18 protein-coding genes are annotated in these 23,799 nt (G+C 68.1%); 9 read left to right on the top strand and 9 right to left on the bottom strand.

Translation table 11 applies throughout. The annotated features are described in order from the left end of the window. Nucleotides 1-11 precede the first annotated feature (11 nt). Nucleotides 12-3,047, bottom strand: a complete 3,036-nt coding sequence (uvrA, locus tag TY25_RS11745) for an excinuclease ABC subunit UvrA (RefSeq protein WP_042255954.1) — start codon at nt 3,045-3,047, stop codon at nt 12-14. A gap of 482 nt (nt 3,048-3,529) precedes the next feature. Here uvrA and TY25_RS11750 point away from each other — a divergent pair, with 482 nt between their 5' ends. Together TY25_RS11750 and TY25_RS11755 are read left to right on the top strand one after the other, a co-directional pair. Further along, on the top strand, nt 3,530-4,162 hold the full coding sequence (locus TY25_RS11750; protein WP_029899211.1) for a response regulator: 633 nt from the start codon (nt 3,530-3,532) through the stop codon (nt 4,160-4,162). 8 nt (nt 4,163-4,170) lie between these two features. Then, a complete protein-coding gene (locus TY25_RS11755; RefSeq protein ID WP_052382932.1) occupies nt 4,171-5,367 on the top strand; it encodes a GAF domain-containing sensor histidine kinase in 1,197 nt (398 codons plus the stop codon). Nucleotides 5,368-5,450: 83 nt separating this feature from the next. Here the strand turns inward: TY25_RS11755 and TY25_RS11760 are convergent, their stop codons facing one another. After that, nucleotides 5,451-6,227 carry a sigma 54 modulation/S30EA ribosomal C-terminal domain-containing protein gene (locus TY25_RS11760; RefSeq protein WP_052382933.1) on the bottom strand — a complete coding sequence of 259 codons (777 nt, stop codon included), beginning with the start codon at nt 6,225-6,227 and terminating at the stop codon, nt 5,451-5,453. A gap of 142 nt (nt 6,228-6,369) precedes the next feature. Between TY25_RS11760 and TY25_RS11765 the strand changes: the two genes are divergently transcribed. The 3 genes from TY25_RS11765 to TY25_RS11775 all read left to right on the top strand — a co-directional run bounded on the left by TY25_RS11765 (nt 6,370) and on the right by TY25_RS11775 (nt 12,532). Continuing rightward, nucleotides 6,370-8,091, top strand: coding sequence for a GAF domain-containing sensor histidine kinase (locus tag TY25_RS11765; protein WP_042255955.1), 1,722 nt, complete (start codon nt 6,370-6,372; stop codon nt 8,089-8,091). A gap of 533 nt (nt 8,092-8,624) precedes the next feature. Beyond that, complete coding sequence (locus TY25_RS11770; RefSeq protein ID WP_042255956.1) at nt 8,625-9,968, top strand: diguanylate cyclase domain-containing protein; 1,344 nt, start codon at nt 8,625-8,627, stop codon at nt 9,966-9,968. Nucleotides 9,969-10,258: 290 nt separating this feature from the next. Further along, nucleotides 10,259-12,532, top strand: a complete 2,274-nt coding sequence (locus TY25_RS11775) for a HelD family protein (protein ID WP_081868843.1) — start codon at nt 10,259-10,261, stop codon at nt 12,530-12,532. A 126-nt stretch (nt 12,533-12,658) separates the two neighbouring features. Here the strand turns inward: TY25_RS11775 and TY25_RS11780 are convergent, their stop codons facing one another. The 3 genes from TY25_RS11780 to TY25_RS11790 all read right to left on the bottom strand — a co-directional run bounded on the left by TY25_RS11780 (nt 12,659) and on the right by TY25_RS11790 (nt 15,008). Then, nucleotides 12,659-13,111 (bottom strand): universal stress protein, encoded by a 453-nt coding sequence (locus tag TY25_RS11780; RefSeq protein WP_014983412.1) that lies wholly within the window; start codon nt 13,109-13,111, stop codon nt 12,659-12,661. 486 nt (nt 13,112-13,597) lie between these two features. Beyond that, the gene (locus TY25_RS11785; RefSeq protein WP_029899217.1) at nt 13,598-14,011 is read right to left on the bottom strand and encodes a DoxX family protein; all 414 of its coding nucleotides are present in this window, start codon (nt 14,009-14,011) and stop codon (nt 13,598-13,600) included. 106 nt (nt 14,012-14,117) lie between these two features. Then, nucleotides 14,118-15,008, bottom strand: coding sequence for a helix-turn-helix domain-containing protein (locus TY25_RS11790; RefSeq protein ID WP_042255958.1), 891 nt, complete (start codon nt 15,006-15,008; stop codon nt 14,118-14,120). Between the two features lie 55 nt (nt 15,009-15,063). Here TY25_RS11790 and TY25_RS11795 point away from each other — a divergent pair, with 55 nt between their 5' ends. Beyond that, nucleotides 15,064-15,531 (top strand): VOC family protein, encoded by a 468-nt coding sequence (locus tag TY25_RS11795; protein ID WP_042256154.1) that lies wholly within the window; start codon nt 15,064-15,066, stop codon nt 15,529-15,531. 530 nt (nt 15,532-16,061) lie between these two features. Here the strand turns inward: TY25_RS11795 and uvrB are convergent. Beyond that, nucleotides 16,062-18,254, bottom strand: a complete 2,193-nt coding sequence (uvrB, locus tag TY25_RS11800) for an excinuclease ABC subunit UvrB (protein ID WP_029899220.1) — start codon at nt 18,252-18,254, stop codon at nt 16,062-16,064. 60 nt (nt 18,255-18,314) lie between these two features. Further along, on the bottom strand, nt 18,315-18,782 hold the full coding sequence (locus tag TY25_RS11805; protein ID WP_042255959.1) for an NUDIX hydrolase: 468 nt from the start codon (nt 18,780-18,782) through the stop codon (nt 18,315-18,317). Nucleotides 18,783-19,131: 349 nt separating this feature from the next. On the opposite strand from TY25_RS11805, the gene TY25_RS11810 reads away from it, so the two are divergent. Both TY25_RS11810 and TY25_RS11815 read left to right on the top strand, forming a co-directional pair. Beyond that, nucleotides 19,132-19,779 carry a ribonuclease FAU-1 family protein gene (locus tag TY25_RS11810; protein WP_081868821.1) on the top strand — a complete coding sequence of 216 codons (648 nt, stop codon included), beginning with the start codon at nt 19,132-19,134 and terminating at the stop codon, nt 19,777-19,779. Between the two features lie 47 nt (nt 19,780-19,826). Continuing rightward, nucleotides 19,827-20,351, top strand: a complete 525-nt coding sequence (locus TY25_RS11815; RefSeq protein WP_042255960.1) for a ribonuclease FAU-1 family protein — start codon at nt 19,827-19,829, stop codon at nt 20,349-20,351. 9 nt (nt 20,352-20,360) lie between these two features. On the opposite strand, the gene coaE is transcribed toward TY25_RS11815, so the two are convergent. Further along, on the bottom strand, nt 20,361-21,551 hold the full coding sequence (coaE, locus tag TY25_RS11820) for a dephospho-CoA kinase (RefSeq protein WP_042255961.1): 1,191 nt from the start codon (nt 21,549-21,551) through the stop codon (nt 20,361-20,363). 306 nt (nt 21,552-21,857) lie between these two features. Between coaE and TY25_RS42580 the strand changes: the two genes are divergently transcribed. After that, the gene (locus TY25_RS42580; RefSeq protein WP_141692293.1) at nt 21,858-22,070 is read left to right on the top strand and encodes a hypothetical protein; all 213 of its coding nucleotides are present in this window, start codon (nt 21,858-21,860) and stop codon (nt 22,068-22,070) included. A gap of 48 nt (nt 22,071-22,118) precedes the next feature. On the opposite strand, the gene TY25_RS11825 is transcribed toward TY25_RS42580, so the two are convergent. Further along, on the bottom strand, nt 22,119-23,663 hold the full coding sequence (locus TY25_RS11825) for a phospholipase C (protein WP_042255962.1): 1,545 nt from the start codon (nt 23,661-23,663) through the stop codon (nt 22,119-22,121). Nucleotides 23,664-23,799: the final 136 nt, after the last annotated feature.

Raw genomic sequence — 23,799 nt, forward strand, 5'->3', positions numbered from 1 at the left:
GTTACGCGGGATCAGCGCAGGGCGGCGGCTTTGCGCGAAAGGCGTTTGGTCGCGGCCTTGGCGGCGGCTTGGGCTTCGCTCGGCTTGTCGGGGGTGGGCTTGGCGGCTTTGGTGGCGGGGGACTTCTTGGCGGAAGCCTTTGTCGCCGAAGCCTTTTTGGCGGGCGCCTTTTTGGCGGGCTTGGTGGCGGGGGGCGCGGCCAGGGCTTCGCGGAGGAACTGGCCGGTGTAGCTTTCGGCCACGGCCGCCACGTCTTCGGGGGTGCCTTCGGCGACCACCGTGCCACCGCCGGAACCACCCTCGGGGCCCATGTCGATGATCCAGTCGGAGGTCTTGATCACGTCCAGGTTGTGTTCGATGACGATGACCGTGTTGCCCTTGTCGACCAGACCGTTGATCACCTTGAGCAGCTTGCGGATGTCCTCGAAATGCAGGCCGGTGGTGGGCTCGTCGAGAATGTACACGGTGCGCCCGGTGGACCGCTTCTGCAATTCGGCCGACAGCTTGACGCGCTGCGCCTCACCGCCGGACAGGGTGGGCGCGCTCTGGCCGAGCCGCACATAGCCGAGGCCGACATCCACCAGTGTCTTCAAGTAGCGGTGGATCGAGCTGATCGGTTCGAAGAACTCCGCGCCCTCCTCGATGGACATGTCGAGGACCTCGGCGATGGTCTTGCCCTTGTAGTGCACCTCGAGGGTTTCCCGGTTGTAGCGCGCACCGTGGCAGACCTCGCACGGGACGTACACGTCGGGCAGGAAGTTCATCTCGATCTTCAGGGTGCCGTCGCCGGAGCAGGCCTCACAGCGACCGCCCTTGACGTTGAACGAGAATCGGCCCGGCTGGTAGCCGCGCACCTTCGCCTCGGTGGTGGACGCGAACAGCGTGCGGATCTTGTCGAACACGCCGGTGTAGGTGGCCGGGTTGGAGCGCGGGGTGCGGCCGATCGGCGACTGATCGACCTGGACGAGCTTGTCCAGGTTGTCCAGGCCGTTGATCCTGGTGTGCCGGCCCGGCACCTGCCGCGCGCCGTTGAGCTTGTTCGCGAGCACCGTCGCCAGGATGTCGTTGACCAGCGTCGACTTACCGGAGCCGGAGACGCCGGTGACCGCGGTGAGCACGCCGAGCGGGAAGCTGACGTCGATGCCGCGCAGATTGTGCTCGGTCGCGCCGACCACGGTGAGCTGGCGCTTCTTGCTGATCGGGCGGCGCACCATCGGCACCTCGATCCGCTCCCGGCCGGAAAGGTATGCGCCGGTGAGCGATTCGGGATCGGTGAGCAGTTCCTGGTAGGGCCCGCTGTGCACCACGCGGCCGCCGTGCTCGCCGGCCAGCGGGCCGATGTCGACCACCCAGTCCGAGGCCCGGATGGTGTCCTCGTCGTGCTCGACGACGATCAGGGTGTTGCCGAGATTGCGCAGCCGGGTGAGGGTTTCGATGAGCCGCCGATTGTCCCGCTGGTGCAGGCCGATGGACGGCTCGTCGAGTACGTAGAGCACACCGACCAGCCCCGACCCGATCTGGGTCGCGAGCCGGATCCGCTGCGCCTCACCACCGGACAGGGTGGCGGCGGCCCGCGACAGCGACAGGTACTCCAGGCCGACGTCGAGCAGGAACCCCAGCCGCGCCTGCACCTCCTTGAGCACCTGCCCGGCGATCGCGGCCTCGCGCTCGCCCAGCGTGAGCGAGTTCAGGAAGGCGGAGCAGTCGCCGATGGACAGATCGCTGACATCGGCGATGGACTTGTGGTCGCCCCCCGCGCTGATGGTGACCGCGAGGATCTCCGGGCGCAGCCGGGCACCGTCGCAGACCGGGCACGGCACGTCGCGCATGTACCCGTCGTAGTGCTCCTTCATCTGCTCGGACTCGGTGCTTTCCATCCGCCGCTGCAGGAACGGCATCACGCCCTCGAAATCGGCGTAGTACGAACGCTTCCGGCCGTAGCGGTTGGTGTAGGAGACGTGCACCTGATCGGAGCTGCCCTCCAGCACCGCCTTGCGCGCCTTGAGCGGCAGATCCTCCCACGGCGTGTCCATCGAGAAGCCGATCGACTCGGCGAGACCGGACAGCAGGCGGGTGAAGTACTCGGCGGTCTGGCCGCGCGACCACGGGGCGATCGCGCCCTCGTTGAGGCTGAGCGCCGGATCGGGCACGACCAGTTCGGGATCGACCTCTTTGCGGATGCCGAGACCGGTGCAGTCGGGGCAGGCGCCGTAGGGCGAGTTGAACGAGAACGATCGGGGTTCCAGGTCTTCGATATCGAGGGCGTGCCCGTTCGGGCAGGCCAGGCGCTCGGAGAAGCGGCGCTCCCGATCGTGCGCGTGCTCGTCGCGATCGACGAAGTCGAGCACCACGATGCCGTCGGCCAGGCGCAGCGCGGTCTCGATCGAATCGGTGAGGCGCTGTTTGGAATTCGGCTTCACGGCGAGCCGGTCGACCACGACCTCGACGTCGTGCTTCTCCTGCTTCTTCAGCTTCGGCGGGTCGGTGAGCGGATACACCACGCCGTCGACCCGCACGCGCGAGTAACCCTGACTGTTCAGCTGATCGAACAGGTCGACGAATTCGCCCTTGCGGGTGCGCACCACCGGCGCAAGCACCTGGAACTTGATGCCCTCTTCCATGGCGAGCACCTGGTCGACGATCTGCTGCGGGGTCTGCTTGGCGATCAGCTCGCCGCAGACCGGGCAGTGCGGGGTGCCCGCGCGGGCGTACAGCAGACGCAGGTAGTCGTACACCTCGGTGATGGTGCCGACGGTCGAGCGCGGGTTGCGGTTGGTGGACTTCTGGTCGATCGACACCGCGGGCGAGAGGCCCTCGATGAAGTCGACGTCGGGCTTGTCCATCTGCCCGAGGAACTGCCGCGCGTAGGCCGACAGCGACTCCACGTAGCGCCGCTGTCCCTCGGCGAAGATCGTGTCGAACGCCAGGCTCGATTTACCGGAGCCGGACAATCCGGTGAACACGATGAGACTGTCGCGGGGCAGATCGAGGTCGACCCCCTTCAGGTTGTGCTCCCGAGCTCCGCGCACAGTGAGGCGTTCCGCCACCTGGTGAATCCCTTCTCGATCGTGTTCGGGTGAACCGACAAAACGGCGTCCAGACCTATCCCGCCGCCATGCTAGGCGTGCCCACCGACAAGTTTCGCTCGCGCGGGTCGCGCGGGATAGTGCGGCGGGGTCACGGCCGCTTCAGCTGCGGGGATGCGCGGGCAACGCACCGGAACTCGACGGGTACGACAGCACGCACACTTCGCCACAGGTCACCGGCGACGCCGCCGACCCCCTCCGGAACACCCGGCCCCAGCAAACCCATCGTACGCAGCTTCGCCACCTCCCCGCCGCCGGGCCATAGCTCGACCGCAGCGCGAGTGAGCCGGACCACGCGGGGACGTAATCCGCTGCGCCGGATACCTCTTCACGGCGATCCAGCCTGCGCGCGGGCGGACCCGGCTAATTTGAGCAGGGGATGCGGGGATCGATCGGGCTCGCGAGGTCGGTGAACCGGGACGGCAGTGCGGCAGGAGGGTTGCGTGATCACCGTTTTTCTGGTGGACGACCACGAGATCGTCCGGCGTGGCCTGATCGACCTGCTCGACAGCGACCCGGAACTGCGGGTGATCGGCGAGGCCGGTGATGTGGCGCAGGCGCTGGCCCGGATTCCGGCGCTGCGGCCCGACGTCGCCGTGCTCGATGTCCGGCTACCCGACGGCAACGGCATCGAGCTGTGCCGCGACCTGCTGGCCGAGGTCGACGGGCTGCGCTGCCTGATCCTCACCTCCTATACCGACGAGCAGGCGATGCTCGACGCGATCCTGGCGGGCGCGGGCGGCTATGTGGTGAAGAACATCAAGGGCATGGAATTGGCCGCGGCGATCAAGGCCGTCGGTGCGGGCCGCTCCCTGCTGGACAATCGCGCGGCGGCCGCACTGCGGGCGCGACTGCGCGCGGGTACCGCGGAAGACGGCGCGCTGGCCGGGCTCACCGAGCAGGAACGCAGGCTGCTCGCACTGCTCGGCGAGGGCCTCACCAACCGGCAGATCGCCGCCCGCATGTTCCTGGCCGAGAAGACAGTGAAGAACTACGTGTCCCGGCTGCTCGCCAAACTCGGCATGGAGCGCCGGACCCAGGCGGCGGTGCTGGCCAGCAAGCTCGGCGAACGCTGAACCGGGCCGTGGCCGAGATCCCGCACACCGTGCTGGACACCCTGCGCGCGGTCGTCGACACGGCGACCCGGGTCGCGATCGACAACGCCAGGCTCTACGAATGGGCCCGCACCAGACAGGCGTGGATCGAGGCGACCAGCGATATCACCACCGAATTCCTGGCGGGCACCGCACCGGACCGGGTGCTCGCGCGGGTGGTCGAGCACGCGCGCACGCTGACCGGCTCACAGCGCGCGCTGCTCGCGGTGGTCGAGCCCGGCATCCCGCCCGAAGAAGCCACCGAACTCGTGGTCGCGCAATGGTCCCTCGCCGCGGAACCGGTCGCGCGACAAACGGTGCGGCTCACCGACACCGCGGCCGGTAAGGCGTTCGCGGAGCGCACGGCGGTCCAGCTCGCGGACGCGCGGGACGTCGATCTCGGCGCGCCCGTCGCGGCGGCCGGTCCGGCCGTGATCCTGCCGTTGCAGACCGCGGGCGTGGTACTGGGCGTGCTGATCATCGTGCGCGGACCCGAATCCGCGCCCTACTCCGCCGAACTCATCGCACTGGCCTCGGCGTTCACCGACCAGGCCGCCCTGGCCATGCAATTGGCCGAGGCGCAACGCAAGGCGCGGGAACTGGACGTGCTCGCCGACCGCGACCGCATCGCCCGCGATCTGCACGACCATGTCGTCCAGCGGGTCTTCGCGGTCGGCCTCGGCCTGCAGGGCCTGGCCACCCGGGTCGGCGACGAGCAAGTCCGGCAACGACTCTCGGACGAGATCGACCGGCTCCAGGAGATCGTGCACGAGATCAGGACGACGATCTTCGACCTGCACGGCGGCGCGGGCGCCTCGCTGCGCAAGCGACTGGAGGACGCGATCCGGCAGCAGACCACCGACACCGCGATCCGGGCCAGGCTACGCGTCGACGGACCGTTGTCGGTGGTCGGTCCCGCGCTGGCCGATCACGCGGAAGCCGTTGTGCGCGAGTCGGTCAGCAACGCGGTACGCCATTCCGGCGGGGACTCCGTGACGATCGATATCGCCATCGGTGACGAGCTGACCATCCTGGTCCAGGACAACGGCTGGGGCCTGCCCGACGACGTGATCCCCAGCGGCCTGGCCAATCTCGCGCAGCGCGCGATCGAATCGGACGGCCGCTGCCGGATCGAGGATGGTGCGCACGGCGGCACGGTGGTGCAGTGGTCGGTGCCGCTCAGCTGAGCGGTCCGGCGCGCCGAGCGGTCCGCCGGACTGGGCGGTCCGCAGGCCGAGCCTTCCGACGAGTCCAGCGGTCCGGCGTGCTACTACGCGGGACCGACCAGCGTGAGATCGCCGTCGTAGCGCCGGTACAGGAGTTGACCGCGGCCGTGGTCGGGATCGGTGTAGAACAGGAACGGCAGGCCCTGCTGACACAGGATGCGCGCGGCCCGCTCCTCGTCCAGGACCGGCGCAGGTTCGGTATCCACAGTCAGCGGAAGCAGATTCACCGTTCCGGCGGGGTGTTCCGGCGCACCGCACTGCCGGGACAATCGCACACCGAGCGGATCGCCCCAGTGCACCACGGCGTCGGCGCCGGTCGCCTCGTCCACGAACAGATACGCGTCGTAGTCCATCGCGTCCATCACCGCCGTCGCCTCAGCCGGTGTTCCGGTCAGCAGCGCGCAGTACTTGCGGCGCACGATCGGTCGCGGCGCGGTGACCCGGGCCAGCGGCGGCCGCGCCGGGTCCGGCCAATCCCGCGACGCCGCCGTCGCCAGCCGGGCCAGTTGCCGGTCGAGTCGTTCGGCGGCGAAGGTCACCGCGAACCCGCCGGGCCCGGTCACCTGCACGCGGGTCGCGACGCCGTGGCAGCGAATGTTGGCCTGCACCACCGTCGGATCTTCGGCGTCGATCGGAGCGGTGACCCGCACCCTGGTCGCCGCGTCGAGGTGATGGCGGCGGAGCACCCGCCCGATCGCCCGGACCGCTCGCGTCACATCCATCGCCGGTACCTCGCCGCAGGTGGTGACGGCGAGATCGAGTTCACCCGCGGTGTGCCAATACTGCGCCGGCGACGATCGCAACAGCCCTGACGACTTCATGTGGCACGTCCTGCCTTCGATTCGAACCCGAGCCACCATGTCACCATCGCGACGCCACCGCGAACAGGGCCGAAAGTCCCCGATCGGCGAACTAAACTGGCGCGAGGCGCAGTTCACGCGCCCGTCACAAGGGGAAGCCGAGATGACCGACGAGCAGGGCAACGACCCCTACTCGGTCCGTGACACCCTGCCGCAACTGCGGTTACGGGAACTGCTGAGCGAGGTCAAGGAACGGGTCGAGCTCATTCTCGACTCCCGCGACCGGATGGACGGCTTGGTCGAGGCGATGCTGGCCGTCACGTCGGGCCTGGATCTGGACGAAACGTTGCGTACCATCGTGCGCACCGCGATCAGCCTGGTCGACGCCCGCTACGGCGCGCTGGCCGTGCGCGGTCACGACCAGCGGGTGGTGCAGTTCATCGACGAGGGCATGGACGACCGGACCCGCAGCGCCATCGGGCGATTGCCGGCCGGGCACGGCGTGCTCGACGTGGTGTTCCAGCAGTCCAGACCGCTGCGTCTGGACGATCTTTCCAAACATCCTGCCTCCGTTGGGCTTCCGGAGAATCACCCGCCGATGCGCACCTTTCTCGGGGTGCCGGTGCGGGTGCGCGGCGAGGTGTTCGGCAGCCTCTATCTGACCGAGAAGGCGGACGCGCAACCGTTCACCGGCGAGGACGATGTGCTGGTGCAGGCGCTGGCGGCGGCCGCGGGCATCGCGGTGGACAACGCGCGGCTCTACGAATCGGCCCGCACCAGGCAGGCCTGGATCGCGGCCACCCGCGATATCGCGACCGAGTTCCTGGCCGGTACCGAGTCCGACAGCGTACTCGGCCAGGTGGTCGAGCACGCGCGCACGCTCACCGGCTCGCAGCGCTCGTTCCTGGCCGGTCCGGGCAGCACCGCGGGCGAGCTGGTGATCACCCAATGGTGCGGTCCCGGAACGGGTTACGAGGGCACGGTGGTACCGATCGAGGGCACCGTGCTCGGCGAGGCGTTCGCCCGGCGTACCCCGTTGCGGTTCGACGACGCCAGCGCCGTCGGTCTCGGTTTCGCCCGGCCGGAGAACGGGCCGCTGCTGATCCTGCCGCTGTGCACCCCCGACACCACGCTCGGCGTGCTGACCACCTTGCGCCCCGCGGGCGCGGCACCGTATTCCGACGAATTGGTCGAATTGACCGCCGCTTTCACCGATCAGGCGGCGCTGGCCATGCAGCTGGCCGATGCCCAGCACCGGATGCGCGAGATCGATATCCTGGCCGATCGCGACCGCATCGCGCGCGATTTGCACGATCATGTCATCCAACGGCTGTTCGCGATCGGGATAACGCTGCAGGGCGCGGTCGCGAAGGCTACGGTTCCGGTAGTGCGACAGCGACTTTCGACGGTGGTGAACGATCTGCAAGAGGTGGTCCAGGACATTCGTACCTCGATCTTCGATCTGCACGGCAGCCAGGGCAACCCGCTACAGCAGCGGCTGGAGCGCGCGATCCGCCAGCAGACCGCCGAAACACCGCTGCACGCAACGTTTTCGGTGTCCGGCCCGCTGTCGGTACTGGCGGACGAGCTGGCCGATCACGCGGAAGCGGTGGTCCGCGAGGCGGTCAGCAACGCGGTCCGGCACTCGGGGGCGGACACCCTCGCGGTACAGGTCACCGTCGACGACGATCTGACCATCGTGGTCACCGACAACGGATGGGGCATTCCGAACCACGTGGTGCGCAGCGGATTACGCAATCTGGAGCAGCGGGCCGAAAAGGCCGACGGCGAATTCGGCGTCGCCACAGCGGGTCTCGCGCCCGAGGAACGGGACGGCAGTGCGATGCCCGGCACCAGGCTGTGCTGGTCGGTGCCGCTGCCATGATCGGACGACATAGCCGGCGGGCGGAGCCGTGCAGCCGGTTGCCGGTCCCCTCCGATGGCGCCGACGCGTATCGCGCAGCTGGACACGCACTCGGCGCGTGCGCACCGATCTGCCCCGATCGCGCGAGCGACACCACCGCACGCCAGCGAATCCGGGTACCCGCCCGGTCCGCCCCACCGCGGCCCGAACGCCGCCGACATGCCGAGGAACAAGCCGTATCACCGGCCCGCGTGTCGCCGACGACGGGCGGTGACGACCCGATCCCGGGAAACGTCCTATGATCTTGAAGGCGGTATCGGTTGTCCGGGTCGCAGCCGGCCTCGCGTCGGTCCGGCCCGGGATTCCCCGGCTGAGCGGTATCGGCCGGAAATTTCCCGGAAAAAACGGGGCTGTAATGATCGGCGGACCGAGCCCGATCAAGTGCGCGAACTGTGATCGAGGCAATAGCGTCGGCGCTGTGATCTCGTACGCGCCGATACCAGAATAATCCCATGTTCCAATGGCCATAATCGGGTCGACGATCGGGGGTTCGAGTGGGTGAGGACAAGGTAGCCGCTGCGGTCGACGCCGCCGAGCAGCTGGCCGAGCGCTACCGTTCCCTGGTCGAGCACTCACCCGACGGCATCTGCGTGCACGAGCGCGGCGTCCTCGTCTATGCCAACCCCGCTGCCGTCCGTTTGCTGGCCGCCGGCACCGCCGACGACGTGATCGGCAAGCCGCTCACCCAGTTCGTCCACCCCAGCTCGGTCCCGGGGATGCTGGAGCGGATCAGCCACCTCACCACCAAGGGCGCCGCCTCCCGGCCGACCGAGATGACGCTGGTCCGCCTAGACGGCGCCCCGGTGCCGGTGGAAACCGTCTCGGTGCTCACCGCCTGGCACGACCGGCTCGCCTACCAGGTGGTCATCCACGACCTCACGGCCCAGCGGCACGCCGAGGCCGCGCAGCAGTTGGCCGAGCAGCACTTCACCACGGTCGTCTCGCAGCTCGAAGAGGGCGTGGTGGTGATCGATACCGAAGGCCGGATCGAATCCATCAACCCGGCGGCCCGGCGCATCTTCGGCGCCGAGGACAGCGATGCCATCATCGGTCAGCCGATCGACGCGCTGCCGCTGACCCTGCTCGACGCGAACGCGCAACCGCTGCCGCCACACCGCCACCCGATCGCCCGCACCCTCGCCACCGGCGAGACCATCACCGGTTACGTCTTCGGCGTCGACCGGGTCGACGGTCAGCGGCGATGGCTATCCGGTAGCAGCAGGCTGCTCAACCCCGACGACAAGCGCTCCTCGGCGGTGTCCTCCTTCGCCGACATCACCGAGTTCCGGGCCAGCCGGCGGCAACTGGAGTACCAGGCCACGCACGACTCGCTGACCGGACTGGCGAACCGCTCGCTGATCCTGTCCCAGCTGGCGGGCGCGCTGGCCACCAGCGAGGACCTGCCGGTGTCCACCGTGCTGTTCATCGACCTGGACGGGTTCAAGGCGATCAACGACACCCTCGGGCACGCGATCGGCGACACGGTGCTGCAGATCGTCGCGCAACGGCTGCAGCGCGCGTTGCGCGGCGACGATATCGTCGGGCGGCTCGGCGGCGACGAATTCCTGGTGTTGCTCTCCGGCCGGACCCGGCGGGTGGATATCGACGCGCTGGTGGAACGCCTGCGCACCACCATGGCCGAGCCGATCATCGCGCGCGGGCACCGCATCGAGGTGAACGCCTCGATCGGCGTGGCACCGCTCAGCGTCGGCGACCGGCGCACCCCGGAGGCGGTCCTGCACGACGCCGATCTCGCCATGTACCGGGCCAAGCCGTCCGGGCACCGCGAGGGCACGGTCACCAAGGGTCGCAGACCCAACAGCACGCACGCCTCCTGAGGCGACGGCCGCGCCGATGACCTCGATCACGCCCGCGACTCGCGGACCAACACGCCCGGCGCTGCGACCTGCACCGGAGTACTGGACGGCATGATTTCGGGTACACCAGCGGTTACGGCGAGCGCGCCGCAATCGCAGTAGACTCGACAACTCTGTTTTCCGAGCGTTCGGGTGCGCGGTGTCGACCGCGTGTACCGTTCGCCCGGCTTCATCGCGGTGACAAGGAGTTCAGTTTGCCCGACCTCACTCAGGACCGAGCCGGCTCGTCGGGTCAGGGCAACAGCACCGCGTTGCCCGCCCGTGCGGACGGCCCGGAGCTGACCCGCGAGACCGAACAGGAGCAGGCGTACCTCTCGGTGCTCTACGACCGGCTCGACGAGATGCGCGACTACGCGCGCAACCGATTACGCACCGTGCTGCTCGAAACCGGCGGCACCCCGCAGGCCCGCAGCGAACGCGAATCGTTCAGCCAGCTCTACACCGAGGATCTCGCCAAATACGATGCGGCCGAACACGGTTTGTGTTTCGGCCGGATCGATCTGGCCGACGAATACCGCTACATCGGCAGGCTCGGCATCCTCGACGAGAAGGACGACTACGAGACGCTGCTGCTGGACTGGCGCGCACCGCTGGCCCGCCCGTTCTACCTGGCCACCACCGCGGCGCCGGACGGCGTCACCCGGCGCAGGCACATCCGGTCGCGCAACCGCAAGGTCACCGCGATCAACGACGAATACCTGGACCTGGACGCCGCGCGCCAGGCGGGCGCACACGCGAACGACGGCGGTGTCGGCAGCGAGAGCGCGCTGCTCGCCGCGCTGAACGCCGCCCGCACCGGCCACATGAACGACATCGTCGAGACCATCCAGCACGAGCAGGACGCGATCATCCGGTCCGAGCACAAGAGCGTGCTGGTGGTGCAGGGCGGCCCCGGTACCGGCAAGACGGCCGTCGCGCTGCATCGCGCCGCGTACCTGCTCTACACCTTCCGCCAGCAGCTCGCGAAGAGCGGCGTGCTGATCATCGGGCCGAACGCCACCTTCCTCGACTACATCGGCCAGGTGCTCCCCTCGCTCGGTGAAACCGGCGTGCTGCTGTCCACCATCGGCGATCTGTACCCGGGTGTGAAAGCCACCCGGGAGGATTCGCTGCGCGCGGGTGAGATCAAGGGCTCGCTCGACATCCTCGAGGTGCTCAAGCAGGCGGTCCGCGATCGGCAGGAGGTGCCCGCCGAACCGATCCGGCTCAGCTTCGACGGCTACCCGGTGACGCTGGACCGCAAGATCGCCACCAAGGCGCGCGGGCGGGCCCGCTCCTCGCGCCGTCCGCACAACCTGGCCAAGCCGATCTTCACCAGTTCGGTGATCGACGCGCTCACCGACCAGCTGGCCGAGACCATGGGCGCGGATCTGTCCGGTGGTCCGAGCCTGCTGAGCCGGACCGACCTCGCCGAGATCCGCGACGAGATGCGGGCCGATCAGGAGATCCAGCGGGCCATCGGCAAGCTGTGGCCGCTGCTGTCCCCGCAGGAGGTGCTCGCCGACCTGCTGGCCGACCCGAAACGGCTCGACCGCGCGGGCAGCAGCCTGGCCCCGGCCGACCGCGCCGAGCTGGTGCGCTCGGACGACGGCAACTTCAGCGCGGCCGACGCGCCGCTGCTGGACGAACTGGCCGAACTGCTCGGCGTCGACGATGCCGAGGAACGCGAACGAGCCCGCCGCCGCTGGCGCGCCCAGCTGGCCGAGGCACAGGACGCGCTCGACATCCTGACCGGTTCCGCGCCACAGGATCTCGAAGACGAACTCGACCCGGAAATCCTGATGGCTTACGACCTGATCGACGCGAGCCAGCTCGCCGAGCGGCAGGACGTGCGCACCAGGCAGACCACCGCCGAGCGCGCCGCGGGCGACCGCACCTGGACCTACGGCCACGTCATCGTGGACGAGGCACAGGAGCTTTCGGAGATGGCGTGGCGAATGGTGATGCGGCGCATCCCGAATCGCTGGATCACCGTGGTCGGCGACGTCGCGCAGACCGGCGACCCGGCCGGTGCGTCGTCCTGGCAGCGGATGCTGGAACCCTATGTGGCCAAACGCTGGAAGCTCACCGAGCTGACGGTCAACTACCGCACGCCGGCCGAGATCATGGACGTGGCCGCGGACGTCCTCGCCGCGATCGACCCGGACGCGACGGCCCCGCGCTCGGTCCGCGAAACCGGAAACCCGCCGCGCGGCTATCGGGTGGATCCGTCCGGCGTGCGCGACGAAGTGGCCAGGCTGATCGCGACAGAGACCGGCCCCGGCACCACCGCGGTGATCGCGCCGCACGCGTCGATCGAGGAGCTGGCCGAACTCGCCGGCGAATCGGTGCGGGTGCTGACCGTGCACGACGTGAAGGGCCTGGAGTTCGACGCGGTCTATCTGGTCGAACCGCAAGCCATCCTGGACGAGTCGCCGCGCGGACTCAACGACCTGTACGTCGCGCTGACCCGCGCGACCCAGCGGTTGGGCGTGGTGCACAGCGCGGACCTGCCGGACGTGCTCGGCGCGCTGCTGGTCGAATGATCACCAGGTAATGGTGGCGGAAGCCTCTCGGGCGATGCCGCCACCACTACCTGGTGATCGCATGTCCAGATGACGCGAAAGGCTCCGCATCGGGTGCGATGCGGAGCCTTTCGGGTAGCGGGTGGGTCAGCGCACGGTGTGCACGATGAGCACGTCCGACCGGGACTTGCGGGCCACGTCCGAGGGGACGGAGCCGAGCAGGCGACCGGTCAGGGTGTTCAAGCCACGGTTACCGACGACCAGCAGGTCGGCGTCGACCTCCTTGGTCAGCGTGAGCAGGGACTCGACCGGCTCGCCGACCACGGCGCGCTCGACGATGTCCACCGCGCCCGCGGCGGCGGCCTTGTCCCGCGCGGTGCGCAGGATCTCGTTGGTGGGGGCGGACCCGCGCACCTGGTAGGCCTCTTCCTTCAGGACATCGGCGGCCGCGGCCACGTCACGATCGTCGGTGGGGTAGTAAGCACACGCGATGACCAGGGTCGCGGCGGACACTCCAGCCAGCGCGGCGGCCTTCTCGACGGCGACGTACGACGAGTCCGAGCCATCGGTACCGACGACGATCGTCCGGTAGGCGGTCATTCTCTCCTCCAAGTTATGAAGTGGTCACGTTGCCCACGCCGGTGCACCCGCACAGACGCGGCACCGGCGCAGCGACTTGCGTCGACCCTAGCGGCAAACGGAGTGGAAATATCAGAAATCGCAACACATCACATCGGCGGTGTCCGGGCATTCATGCCACGGGTTCGCGGGGAAATGTCGTGAGGGCCCGAGTAACCAGGCCGGACACAAATGCAGGGGCGGCAAACTGTGATCCAGCACAACAATGGTGAACCATCTTGTCCCCCTGGGATATTCGTCACACACCAGGGGCGATGGAACGCCGATCGGCCCGCCGCAGCGCGTAAATCACGCGCCGGGACGGGCCGATCGGGCTCGGTACTGCCGAGCTATCAGGGCCACTGTCGGTAGTTCGCCCAAAATAAGCCCAGAATCGCTCCGATGATGTCCATGCCTACCTTCTCCCTGCACTAAAAGGACGCGCAATATTAGCGCGTCGCACAGGGTTCAGAGGTCGAAAAGCGGTCCGGTGATGGTCAATCCGAGGTCGTCGACATGGGCGAAGAACGCGAACAGCATCAACGCGGCGCCGCCGAGGGCCACGTCCTTGTTGAAGCTGATCATCTCCATCTGCTTGGCCTGGGCGTCGGTCTCCTTCCAGAACGCGTGCATCAGCACCGCGGTGACCACCAGCAGCACTGCGAGCACCAGTGCACCCAGATCCGCCCACACCCCGAGCAGAATGCTGAGCCCGCTCAGCGCGAACAGCGCCCCCGACCCGAGCACCGACAGCTTGGCCATCGGCAGACCCCGGCTCTCGGCATAGCCCGCCATCGCGTCGGTCTGCATGAAATGCCCGACGCCCGAGCTCAGGAACAACACCGCGAACAACACCCGTCCGATCAACACCACGACATCCATGTCCAGCTCCTTGTTTGGCTGACGGTAGGTAGTGCAACATTCAACTAGCGGCTCGGAGGGGTATTTCCCAGCCCCGTCGAATGGTCGAATACGGTCGGCTCGGCAACTACGTCCTGGTCGGCAGGACCTTCGCCGTAACCTCGTTGCGCGAGCGTAGCGAATTCTTGGCGTATTCCAGTGGAGCCATTCCGACTTCCGCGGTGAACTCGCGCGAGAAGTGCGCCTGATCGAAGTATCCCAGTTCGGCGGCCAACATGGCGAGATCTTCGGTGCGGCCGCGGGCGAGCAGTTCCGCGCCGTCCTGCAGGCGGTAGCGCCGCAGGACCCACTTGGGTCCGGCGCCGACGTAGCGCCGGAACGTGCGCTGCAGGGTGCGCATCGAGACGTCGAAGCGCTCGGTGATCTGGTCCACCCTGGTCAACTCCTGGTCCCGGGCGATCGCCTCGACGATGCGCAACACCAGCGGATAGGTCGGGTCCGCCGGGGTACAGCGCGGCGCGAAGAAATCCTCGAGCACGCCGCGGCGCTGCTCGTCGGTGGTCGCGTCCAGGACACGCTCGATCAGGTCGCCCGTGTCGGGCAGCACCTCGGTCAACGAGACGGAGGTATCGCGGAAGGACCCGACATCCAAACCCGTGAACGCGCCGAAACCACCGGCCCGGAAGCGCACACCGAAGGTCTCCCCCACCCCACTGAGCTCGCGGACGAACTTCGTCGTACACACGCCGGTGACGAAACCGCCTGTGCGCGTTGGCGATCGCTCGAAGGTGACGTTCACGCTGGGATACGGCAGCACCTGCGCGTGGTACGGCGGCCGGTCGCGCAGATCCCAGCGCACCGACCAGTACCACTCGACGAAACGACCGACCACCGGCCCCGCGGGCAGCCGCGCCAGCGAGCGGTACTTCGCCTGTTCGTCCGGGTGCAGGATGCCGGTGGTGTCCACGGGAGTCACCGGATTGGGTGCGGGCGGATCGAACGCGGTGCTATCGGACATCGTGCTGTCGCTTTCTTACAAGACCGGCCGACCGTGGGCGACCAGTATCGGTGCCATGACCGACACCGTGAACCCCATCGCCGACGGCTACCACTCGATCACCTGCTTCCTCGCGGTCGGAGACGCGAACAAGGCCATCGATTTCTACACCGCCGTGTTCGGCGCCGAGCTGCTCAGCCGCAACGACCTGCCCGACGGGCAGCCCGCGCACGCCGAATTGAAGATCGGCGATTCCACCCTGCAACTCGGCATGCCGATACCCGACAACAACGTGCTGGCCCCCAACGGCGAATGGGTGCACACCTCGATCGTGCACTACTGCCCCGACGTGGACAGCGTCATCGCGCGCGCCCTCGCGCACGGCGCCCGCAGCGCCGAAGAACCCCAGACCTTCGTCACCGGCGACCGCTTCGCCGTCATGATCGATCCCTTCGGCCACCGCTGGGCCGTCCTCACCAAGGTCGAAGACGTCTCCCGCGAAGAAGCCGACCGCCGCGTCAACGAATGGCTCGCCACCCAGTAACGCCCGACGCACATCCGCACCCTTTCTACTCCGAACCACGGCGTGTCCCACGGCAAGTCGAGGTCCGCGAACACAGAAAGGGTGCGGATACACCCCAAACCCGCGCCACACCGCAGCGCCGCCAGGCCCGGCCCGGCCCCCAGCTCCCGGACCCGCACTCGCACCTCCCCTGGTACCTCCACCCGTCACCACCGGCAACCTCCACCAGCCCCCGCGCCCCTTCTGCACCCAACCACCGCGTGTCCCACGGCAAGTCGAGGTGCGCGAACCCAGAAAAGGTGCGGGATTCTGCTCGTGGCTGGCGCTCAGCGCCGCCGGGGGCGTGCAACCCCGGGCGGGCGCTCAGCGTCGACTGTCCATCCAGCCGAGACCGTTCGCCAACTGCTACCCTGCGCCGGCCAACAGCCTGTCAGCGGCCACTGACACATCCTCGGCAGCCACCCGTGGGTGGCGGACGCCCCTCCGACACAGGCCGACCACCCTCGGGGACCAACCTTTCGGGCGGCGACGTCCTCCGCAACGAAGAAGGCTCAGCTGAGGCCGGCGGCGTCCATGCCGCGTAGTTCCTTTTTGAGGTCGGCGATTTCGTCGCGGAGGCGGCCGGCCAGTTCGAATTGGAGTTCGCGGGCGGCGTTCATCATCTGGGCGGTGAGTTCTTTGACGAGGTCGGCGAGTTCGGCGCGGGGCATGGACTTGATGTCGCGGCCCTCGTAGACGCCGGCGCTGACCGCGCGACCGGGCTCCCCCTGGGCGCGACGGCCGCGGCTGGCGTTGCGGCCGGAACCGCCGACCTCGACCTCGGTCTCGTCGGCTTCCTTGTAGACCTGGTCGAGGATGTCGGCGATCTTCTTGCGCAACGGTTTCGGGTCGATGCCCATCTCGGTGTTGTAGGCGACCTGCTTGGCCCGGCGCCGATCGGTCTCCTCGATCGCGTGCTGCATCGAGTCGGTGATCTTGTCGGCGTACATGTGCACCTCACCGGACACGTTGCGCGCCGCGCGGCCGATGGTCTGGATCAGGCTGGTGCTGCTGCGCAGGAAGCCTTCCTTGTCCGCGTCGAGGATCGCGACCAGCGACACCTCGGGCAGGTCGAGACCCTCGCGCAGCAGGTTGATGCCGACCAGCACGTCGTACTCGCCGAGGCGCAGCTGCCGCAGCAGCTCGACCCGGCGCAACGTGTCGATCTCCGAGTGCAGGTAGCGCACCCGCACCCCGAGCCCGAGCAGATAGTCGGTGAGGTCCTCGGCCATCTTCTTGGTCAGCGTGGTGACCAGCACCCGCTCGTCCCGCTCGGTGCGCACCCGGATCTCGTGCACCAGATCGTCGATCTGGCCCTTGGTCGGTTTGACCACCACCTGCGGGTCGACCAGGCCGGTCGGCCGGATGACCTGCTCGACCACCTCACCGCCGACCTGCCCCAGCTCGTACGGACCCGGGGTGGCCGAGAGGTACACCGCCTGCCCGATCCGGTCGGCGAACTCCTCCCAGGTGAGCGGCCGGTTGTCCACCGCGGACGGCAGCCGGAAGCCGAACTCGACCAGGTTGCGCTTGCGCGACATGTCGCCCTCGTACATGCCGCCGATCTGCGGCACGGTCACGTGCGACTCGTCGATGACGAGCAGGAAGTCGTCCGGGAAGTAGTCGAGCAGTGTGGCGGGCGCCGATCCGGCCGGGCGGCCGTCGATGTGACGCGAGTAGTTCTCGATGCCGGAGCAGAAGCCGACCTGCCGGATCATCTCCAGGTCGTACTGGGTCCGCATGCGCAGGCGCTGGGCCTCCAGCAGCTTGCCCTGCCGTTCCAGCTCGGCGAGCCGCTCTTCCAGTTCGGCTTCGATATCGCGCACCGCGCGTTCCATCCGCTCCGGGCCGGCCACATAGTGGGTGGCGGGGAAGATGCGCAGCATCTCGACCTGCCGGACCACATCGCCGGTGAGCGGATGCAGGTAGTACAGCGCCTCGATCTCGTCGCCGAAGAACTCGATGCGCACCGCGAGTTCCTCATAGGACGGGATGATCTCGACGGTGTCGCCGCGCACCCGGAACGAACCGCGGGTGAAGGCCATGTCGTTGCGGGTGTACTGCACGTCGACGAGCAGGCGCAGCAGCGCGTCCCGGTCGACCTCCGTGCCGACCTCCAGCTGGATCGAACGATCCAGGTAGGACTGCGGGGTGCCGAGGCCGTAGATGCAGGACACCGACGCGACCACCACCACGTCACGCCGCGACAGCAAGCTCGAGGTCGCCGAATGTCGCAACCGTTCGACGTCGTCGTTGATCGAGCTGTCCTTCTCGATGTAGGTGTCGGTCTGCGCGATGTACGCCTCGGGTTGGTAGTAGTCGTAGTACGAGACGAAGTATTCGACCGCGTTGTTGGGCAGCATCTCGCGCAGTTCGTTGGCCAGCTGCGCGGCCAGCGTCTTGTTCGGCGCCATCACCAGCGTCGGGCGCTGCAGCCGCTCGATGAGCCAGGCCGTGGTGGCCGATTTACCGGTACCGGTGGCGCCGAGCAGCACGACGTCGCGCTCCCCCGCCGTGATCCGGCGTTCCAGCTCGGCGATGGCGGCCGGCTGGTCACCGGCCGGCTGGTGGTCGCTGACCACCTGGAATTGCCCCTCGGTGCGCTCGATCTCGCCGACGGGTCGATGCTCCGAGTGGGCCAACGGAGTCGCACCGGCGGCCCTGTCCTCGTAGCCCTCCGTCGGAATCTCGGTTGCAAATGCCATGGTGACCAGCCTAGGCCCAGCCACCGACAGATTCCGCTGCTCCGGTGCCCGAACCACACCTCAGTGCTGGATCAGCCCCCCGACCGGCACAGGAGCCACATGACCCGTCACCGGCCGGGTCAGCGCCATGGCCAGCCCGACGTCCACGAGCGACGACCGGCGCAGATCCGCGACGGCGCCGACCGGGGTCCACGTCGGCTCGGCGGTCGCACCGTTCGACTCGGCCCGCAGCCGGCCACCGGTGACGCGAACCCCGTAGAAGATGCCGACATTCTGATGCTCGACCCCGGCCCGCGCGACATCGGCGGGGATGACCCTGGAGTCCACGCCGAGCAGCCGGACGACTGCCCCTCGACAGCCCGTTTCTTCGGCGAGCTCACGCAGCACCGCGTCGTAGGGATCCTCGGCGTGCTCGACCCGTCCGCCCGGCAGGGTCCAGGTCGGGTCACCGGTCGGGGGGATGTGCCGGGTGAGCAGGAGACGTTCGTCGTCGAGGCATACCGCGTACGCCGCCAGCCGGAAACTCATGCGGCTCAACCTACGGACCGGGCGTCCGCCGGGGTCGAAAGCGGGGTTTTCGGCGGGGACGGGCGGGCATTCTTTCCGTTGTTACGGCGGCCGTTCCACGAGGGGGTGGAATTCGGCACACCGTCGCCCGCCCAAGAGCGGTAAAAGGGACGGTAAAAGTGGCACGTCCGCCGTGCCGCACCACGTCTATTTCACTTTACGAATCCTACCGATGTCCGAATTTGCCTCAGCAGCAACAGGTTTCGTGGCGAAAATGATGCTCGCGCATTACACCCCGTGACCCATTCCCAGGTGTACTCTGATTTGGTTGTTCGGACAACGAGTTCGGATGCGGCGAAGGACAACAGCCATGAGAGGTCTGATTCCATTGCTTAATACCGCGCCCACAACGGGCTTCGCAGGAAACCTCGCCAGGCATCTCCGCGCAGCGGTACCCGGCCTGAATCACAGCGGCCCGGCCGCCAACCCACCGAACGCGTTACCCCCGGGCCAGCCACCCCACCGGCCGCACGTCGAGTTCTTCAACCTGGCCGAACTCACCAGCACCGACAACAAGGGTTTCGTCCGGCAGGTCGAGCGCTACCACCACGAACCGTGGGGCCTCTACATGGCGCGCATCGTGCCCGTCCCGCACCACCACTACCTGGAGTGCTGGCTGCTGCCGGAGCTGTCGTTGCGCGTGACGGTCAGCCGCCGCAATCCGGCGCACCACGTGGACCACGACTTCCACCTCGACATCGGCGAGTTCACCGAGATCGCGCCGAAGCGCTGGAAGGCCGTCGACCATTACCTCGACATCGAGGTGCACCGCGGCCGCGACGTCGAACTGCGCGGCGTGGACGACCTGCTGGCCGCGCACGCGGCCGGCCTGGTGGACTCGGCGCAGGCGCATCGGGCCTTCGAGTGCGCGACGGCCGCGCTGGACGGGCTGGCCGTCAACGACCACTGCGTCGAGGACTGGCTCGCCACCCGCGGCATCACGCTGACCTGGATGTGACCGCCACACCGCTCGACTCGGTCCACGCGCCGGTAGATTCTGGATGCATGACGCAGGCACCCTCTGTCGACGTGCATCGGCCCAAGGTCGAATACTTCGACCTCGCGGACCTGACCAACACGGATCCGAAGGGCTTCGTGCGACCGGTCGAGCGGTACCAGGTGGCGCCATGGGGTCTGTACATGGCGCGCACCTCGGACCATGAGCAGTTCCACTACATCGAGTCCTGGCTGCTGCCCGAACTGGCCTTGCGCGCCAGCGTGTTCCACTACCACCCCGAACATCGGCGGGATCAGGACTTCTATCTGGACCTCGGCGAGTTCGGCCAGGTGGCGCCGGACAAGTGGCAGTCGGTGGACCACTATCTCGACATCGTCGTGCGCACCGGCCGCGAATGCGAGCTGCTCGATGTCGACGAGCTGCTCGCCGCGCACGTCGCCGGGTTGATCACCGCCGCCGCGGCCGAGGCGGCGATCGCACACGCCACCGCCACCATCGACGGTCTCGCCGCGCACGGTTACGACCTGCACCGCTGGCTCGATTCGCGCGGGATCACGCTGACCTGGAAGTAGCGAGCCGGGTCACCCGAACAGCCGCTGATAGGCGGCGTCGAACCAGGGCTCCTTGACGTCGAGGTAGGCGGTCGTCGCCTCGGACCCGCTGAGCCCGGCCGCTTTCGCCTCGCCCGCACGCTTGATCTCGAGGTATTCGGCGCGCGCGTCGGGGTCAGCACGCAACCAGTCGCGGAAGCGCAGCGCGAACTGCTGGCCCGGCGTTCCGTCCACGCGCACATGCACATTGGCGAGGCGGCCGGGGTCCGCGCTCTGGTGGAATCGCTTGGACCACAGCGCGTTGTCGACGCCCTCGGGGTCTGCGGGCGTCGGCTTCGGATTGTCCTGAGTGACGCCCGGCCGCACCGGAAATCCCGCTGCCCCCAACGCATCTCGCAGTCCGTCGGCCGCCGCCAGGTCGGCGACGGTGATCTGGAGATCGATGACGTCCTTCGCGGGCAGCTGCGGCACCGAGGTCGAGCCGATGTGATCGATCCGCGCGGCGGCCTGCCCGCACGCCACCCACAATCGCGCGATCAACCGCTGCGCCTGCGCGTCCCACTCCGGGTCTGCCGGTACGAGCCGCACCTCTTTTCGCCGGGCGGGGGTCGCGGTGCGCAGGTTGTGTTCGAACGGCACCAGCCGCTCGTCCCACAGCGTGCGAACCGTCCCCTCGATATCCGCCGGCGCGCCACTGTTGTCCAGCAGCACATCGGCTATCGCACGCCGCTGCTCGTCGGTGGCCTGCGCCGCAATTCGCGCCCGCGCGTCCGCTTCGTCGACACCACGGAATTCCACCAATCGATGCAGCCGAGTTTCCGCGGGCACGTCGACGACCAGCACGAGATTCATCAGCGGCGCGAGACCGTTTTCCACCAGCAGCGGAATATCCTGCACCACAATGGCGTCCGGCGCCGCGGCGGCAATCAATTCCGCGGTGCGTTTACCCACCAGCGGATGCGTAATGGAATTCAGCCGCGCCCGGGACGCGTCGTCGGCGAATGCTCTGGCGGCGAGGGCCGGGCGGTCCAGGCTGCCGTCGGCCGCCAGGATGCCGGCGCCGAACGCGTCCACGAGGGCCGCGAGGCCTTCGGTGCCAGGTGCGACGACCTCCCTGGCGATCAGATCGGCATCGACGATCACCGCCCCGCGGTCGGCGAGCATCCGCGCCACCGTCGACTTGCCCGCTCCCATGCCTCCGGTGAGGCCGATCCGCAACATTCGACCAGTCTTACATCCGGCGTTCTCGTGCGCCGCGCCCCACCCGGGCCCGCGCCTGCCATCGGGACACAATCAGCCCGATTACCCACTGACGGCTGAGTTTCCACCTGCCCTCGCCGCATTTGTTCGATCCGTGACGAGGCCGAGACCGATTCGCAACAATTCCGGCCGAACCGGGTCACGCGGCGACAACTTTCCGACACGCCGAGCCAATTACTTGCGCAAAATACTCTGCGCGGCACTTTCGTTCGGCTAATCTTCGCCGTGGCGATCCAGGCGCCAGCACCAGCAAGCAAAGGAACACCATTGGGCACCAGAAACAACCAGACGGGTCGCCACCGCCTGGGTATGGCGGGTGGCGTGCACTGCACCCAGATTCCCGCCGTCGCGGAGGCGCTGGCCGAGCACCGCCGCACTTGGTTCACCGCGTTGATCAGCCCGGCCCGGCACAGTTTCGCGGCCATGCGCAAACGCTCCACCGTCCCCTCGGTCCGGTGGGTGCCCGCGACCGCGAGCTGACCCCACACTTCGAGCAGTGGCCCAGCCCCCGCCAGGGCTGGGCCACTCTCATGCCCGAATCAACCCGCTCGGCCTGCGCCGGGTACCGGGTTGTTGCGCCGGCATGGCATTCGGCGGCACCGGATACGGAACTCCGGCGGTCGCCGTGCCCAGGGCGACATTCGGGCCGCATTGGGCGATCGCGGCATCCATTTTCGGTTTCGGATCGGGCAGTACGGGTTTCGCCGCATTCGGCGCGGAACCGAAATCGAACGTGGAGGTCATATCGCCGGTCACACCGCGCCGCCACGCCGTCAGATTGGGCACCTCGACGCCGAATCTGGTTTCCAGCAGCCGCAATTGCGAGGTGTGATCGAAGGTCTCGGACGCGACGAGTCCGCCGCGGGTATAAGGCGAGATCACCAGTGCGGGAACACGATAGCCGAGACCTATCGGACCGGCGGTGCCGTCCGCCGCCTCGACGCGGTCGAGCGGCACCGTGAGGAACTCCCCCGGGGTGCCCGGCGGCGCGGTCGGCGGGGTGACGTGATCGAAGAAGCCGCCGTTCTCGTCGTAACTGATGATCAACGCGGTCTTCTCCCACACCTTCGGGTTCGAGGTGAGGATGTCGAGCAGCTGCACGATGCCGTAGGCGCCGAAAGCCGCAGGCAGCGCGGGATGTTCGCAGTTGAGCAGCGACGGGATCACCCAGGACACCGCGGGCAGCGTGTCGTTGGCGACGTCGGCCTGGAAGTCGTTGGGGTACACCGGCGCCATACCGCGGCGCGCCAAATCCGAAGCAGGGTCGGCGGATTGGGTGAAGCAGCCGAGCATGCCGTCCAACAGCACCGAGGACAGCGGGCCGACATCGCGGTTGTTGTAGATCTTCCAGCTCACGCCGGCCTCGGTGAGGTTCTCCGGGTAGGTGCGCCAGCTGTACACGTGCTGCGGAATGAGCGTCGGCGTCCGCACCAGCGGGCCGCCCGCGTAACCGTCCGGGTCGATGGTCGCGCTGATCCAGTACAGCCGGTTCGGATCGGTGGGTCCGAGCACCGAGCAGTGGTAGTTGTCGCACAGCGTGAAGGCATCGGCGAGTGCGGTATGGATCGGAATGTCTTCCGGCAGGTAGTAACCCATCGCGGCGGGCGCGTTCGCCGGGCCGACACCGGCCACCGACATCGGCATCCAACCATCGTTGCGGCCGCCGTTCCAAGCACGATGCATGCCGCCCCAGGAATGATCCGGGTCGTTGATGCATTCACCGTCCAGCGTGGCGCCGCGGGTGGTGTCGAGCCGGAACGGATTGACGAAACCGTCAGCCGTGGGGCCGATTCCGGGCGTCCACCCGTACTGCCGCCAAGCCGGCGACGGGTCGTCGAAGCCGCGGACGCCGGACAGCGTGCCGAAATAGTGGTCGAACGAACGGTTCTCCTGCATCAGCAGCACGAAATGCTCGATATCGCCGAGCCCGCCCGTGCCCGCCGGATCGGCGGCATAGGCCCGCTGGATGATCGGGTCGGCCCAGGAGGCCAACGCGCCCACCGCACCGGCCGCGGCCGCCTTCGCTAGGAATTGTCTGCGGTTGAGTCCGCTGAACGGCCCCGCTGCGCACATCGTGTCGGCCGACCTTTCCGCCAGGGCTGTCGAGCAGAATTTCGCGATCCGCGCCGACCCTACCCGAGGTGCGGCGACGCCGCAGAGAAAGATCAACAGGTGGTACCGATGAGGTGATCTGGACCACGTTCGCCAC

The organism is Nocardia brasiliensis NBRC 14402, assembly GCF_000308475.2.
Lineage (GTDB): Bacteria > Actinomycetota > Actinomycetes > Mycobacteriales > Mycobacteriaceae > Nocardia > Nocardia brasiliensis.

Coding starts and splice junctions, on each gene's coding strand:
- TY25_RS11785 (WP_029899217.1), bottom strand. CDS start 14,011: ATGGATGTCGTGGTGTTGATCGGACGGGTGTTGTTCGCGGTGTTGTTC.
- TY25_RS11760 (WP_052382933.1), bottom strand. CDS start 6,227: ATGAAGTCGTCAGGGCTGTTGCGATCGTCGCCGGCGCAGTATTGGCAC.
- TY25_RS11810 (WP_081868821.1), top strand. CDS start 19,132: ATGAGAGGTCTGATTCCATTGCTTAATACCGCGCCCACAACGGGCTTC.
- coaE (WP_042255961.1), bottom strand. CDS start 21,551: ATGTTGCGGATCGGCCTCACCGGAGGCATGGGAGCGGGCAAGTCGACG.
- TY25_RS11795 (WP_042256154.1), top strand. CDS start 15,064: ATGACCGACACCGTGAACCCCATCGCCGACGGCTACCACTCGATCACC.
- TY25_RS11825 (WP_042255962.1), bottom strand. CDS start 23,663: ATGTGCGCAGCGGGGCCGTTCAGCGGACTCAACCGCAGACAATTCCTA.
- TY25_RS11790 (WP_042255958.1), bottom strand. CDS start 15,008: ATGTCCGATAGCACCGCGTTCGATCCGCCCGCACCCAATCCGGTGACT.
- TY25_RS11805 (WP_042255959.1), bottom strand. CDS start 18,782: ATGAGTTTCCGGCTGGCGGCGTACGCGGTATGCCTCGACGACGAACGT.
- uvrB (WP_029899220.1), bottom strand. CDS start 18,254: ATGGCATTTGCAACCGAGATTCCGACGGAGGGCTACGAGGACAGGGCC.
- TY25_RS11780 (WP_014983412.1), bottom strand. CDS start 13,111: ATGACCGCCTACCGGACGATCGTCGTCGGTACCGATGGCTCGGACTCG.
- TY25_RS11815 (WP_042255960.1), top strand. CDS start 19,827: ATGACGCAGGCACCCTCTGTCGACGTGCATCGGCCCAAGGTCGAATAC.
- TY25_RS11765 (WP_042255955.1), top strand. CDS start 6,370: ATGACCGACGAGCAGGGCAACGACCCCTACTCGGTCCGTGACACCCTG.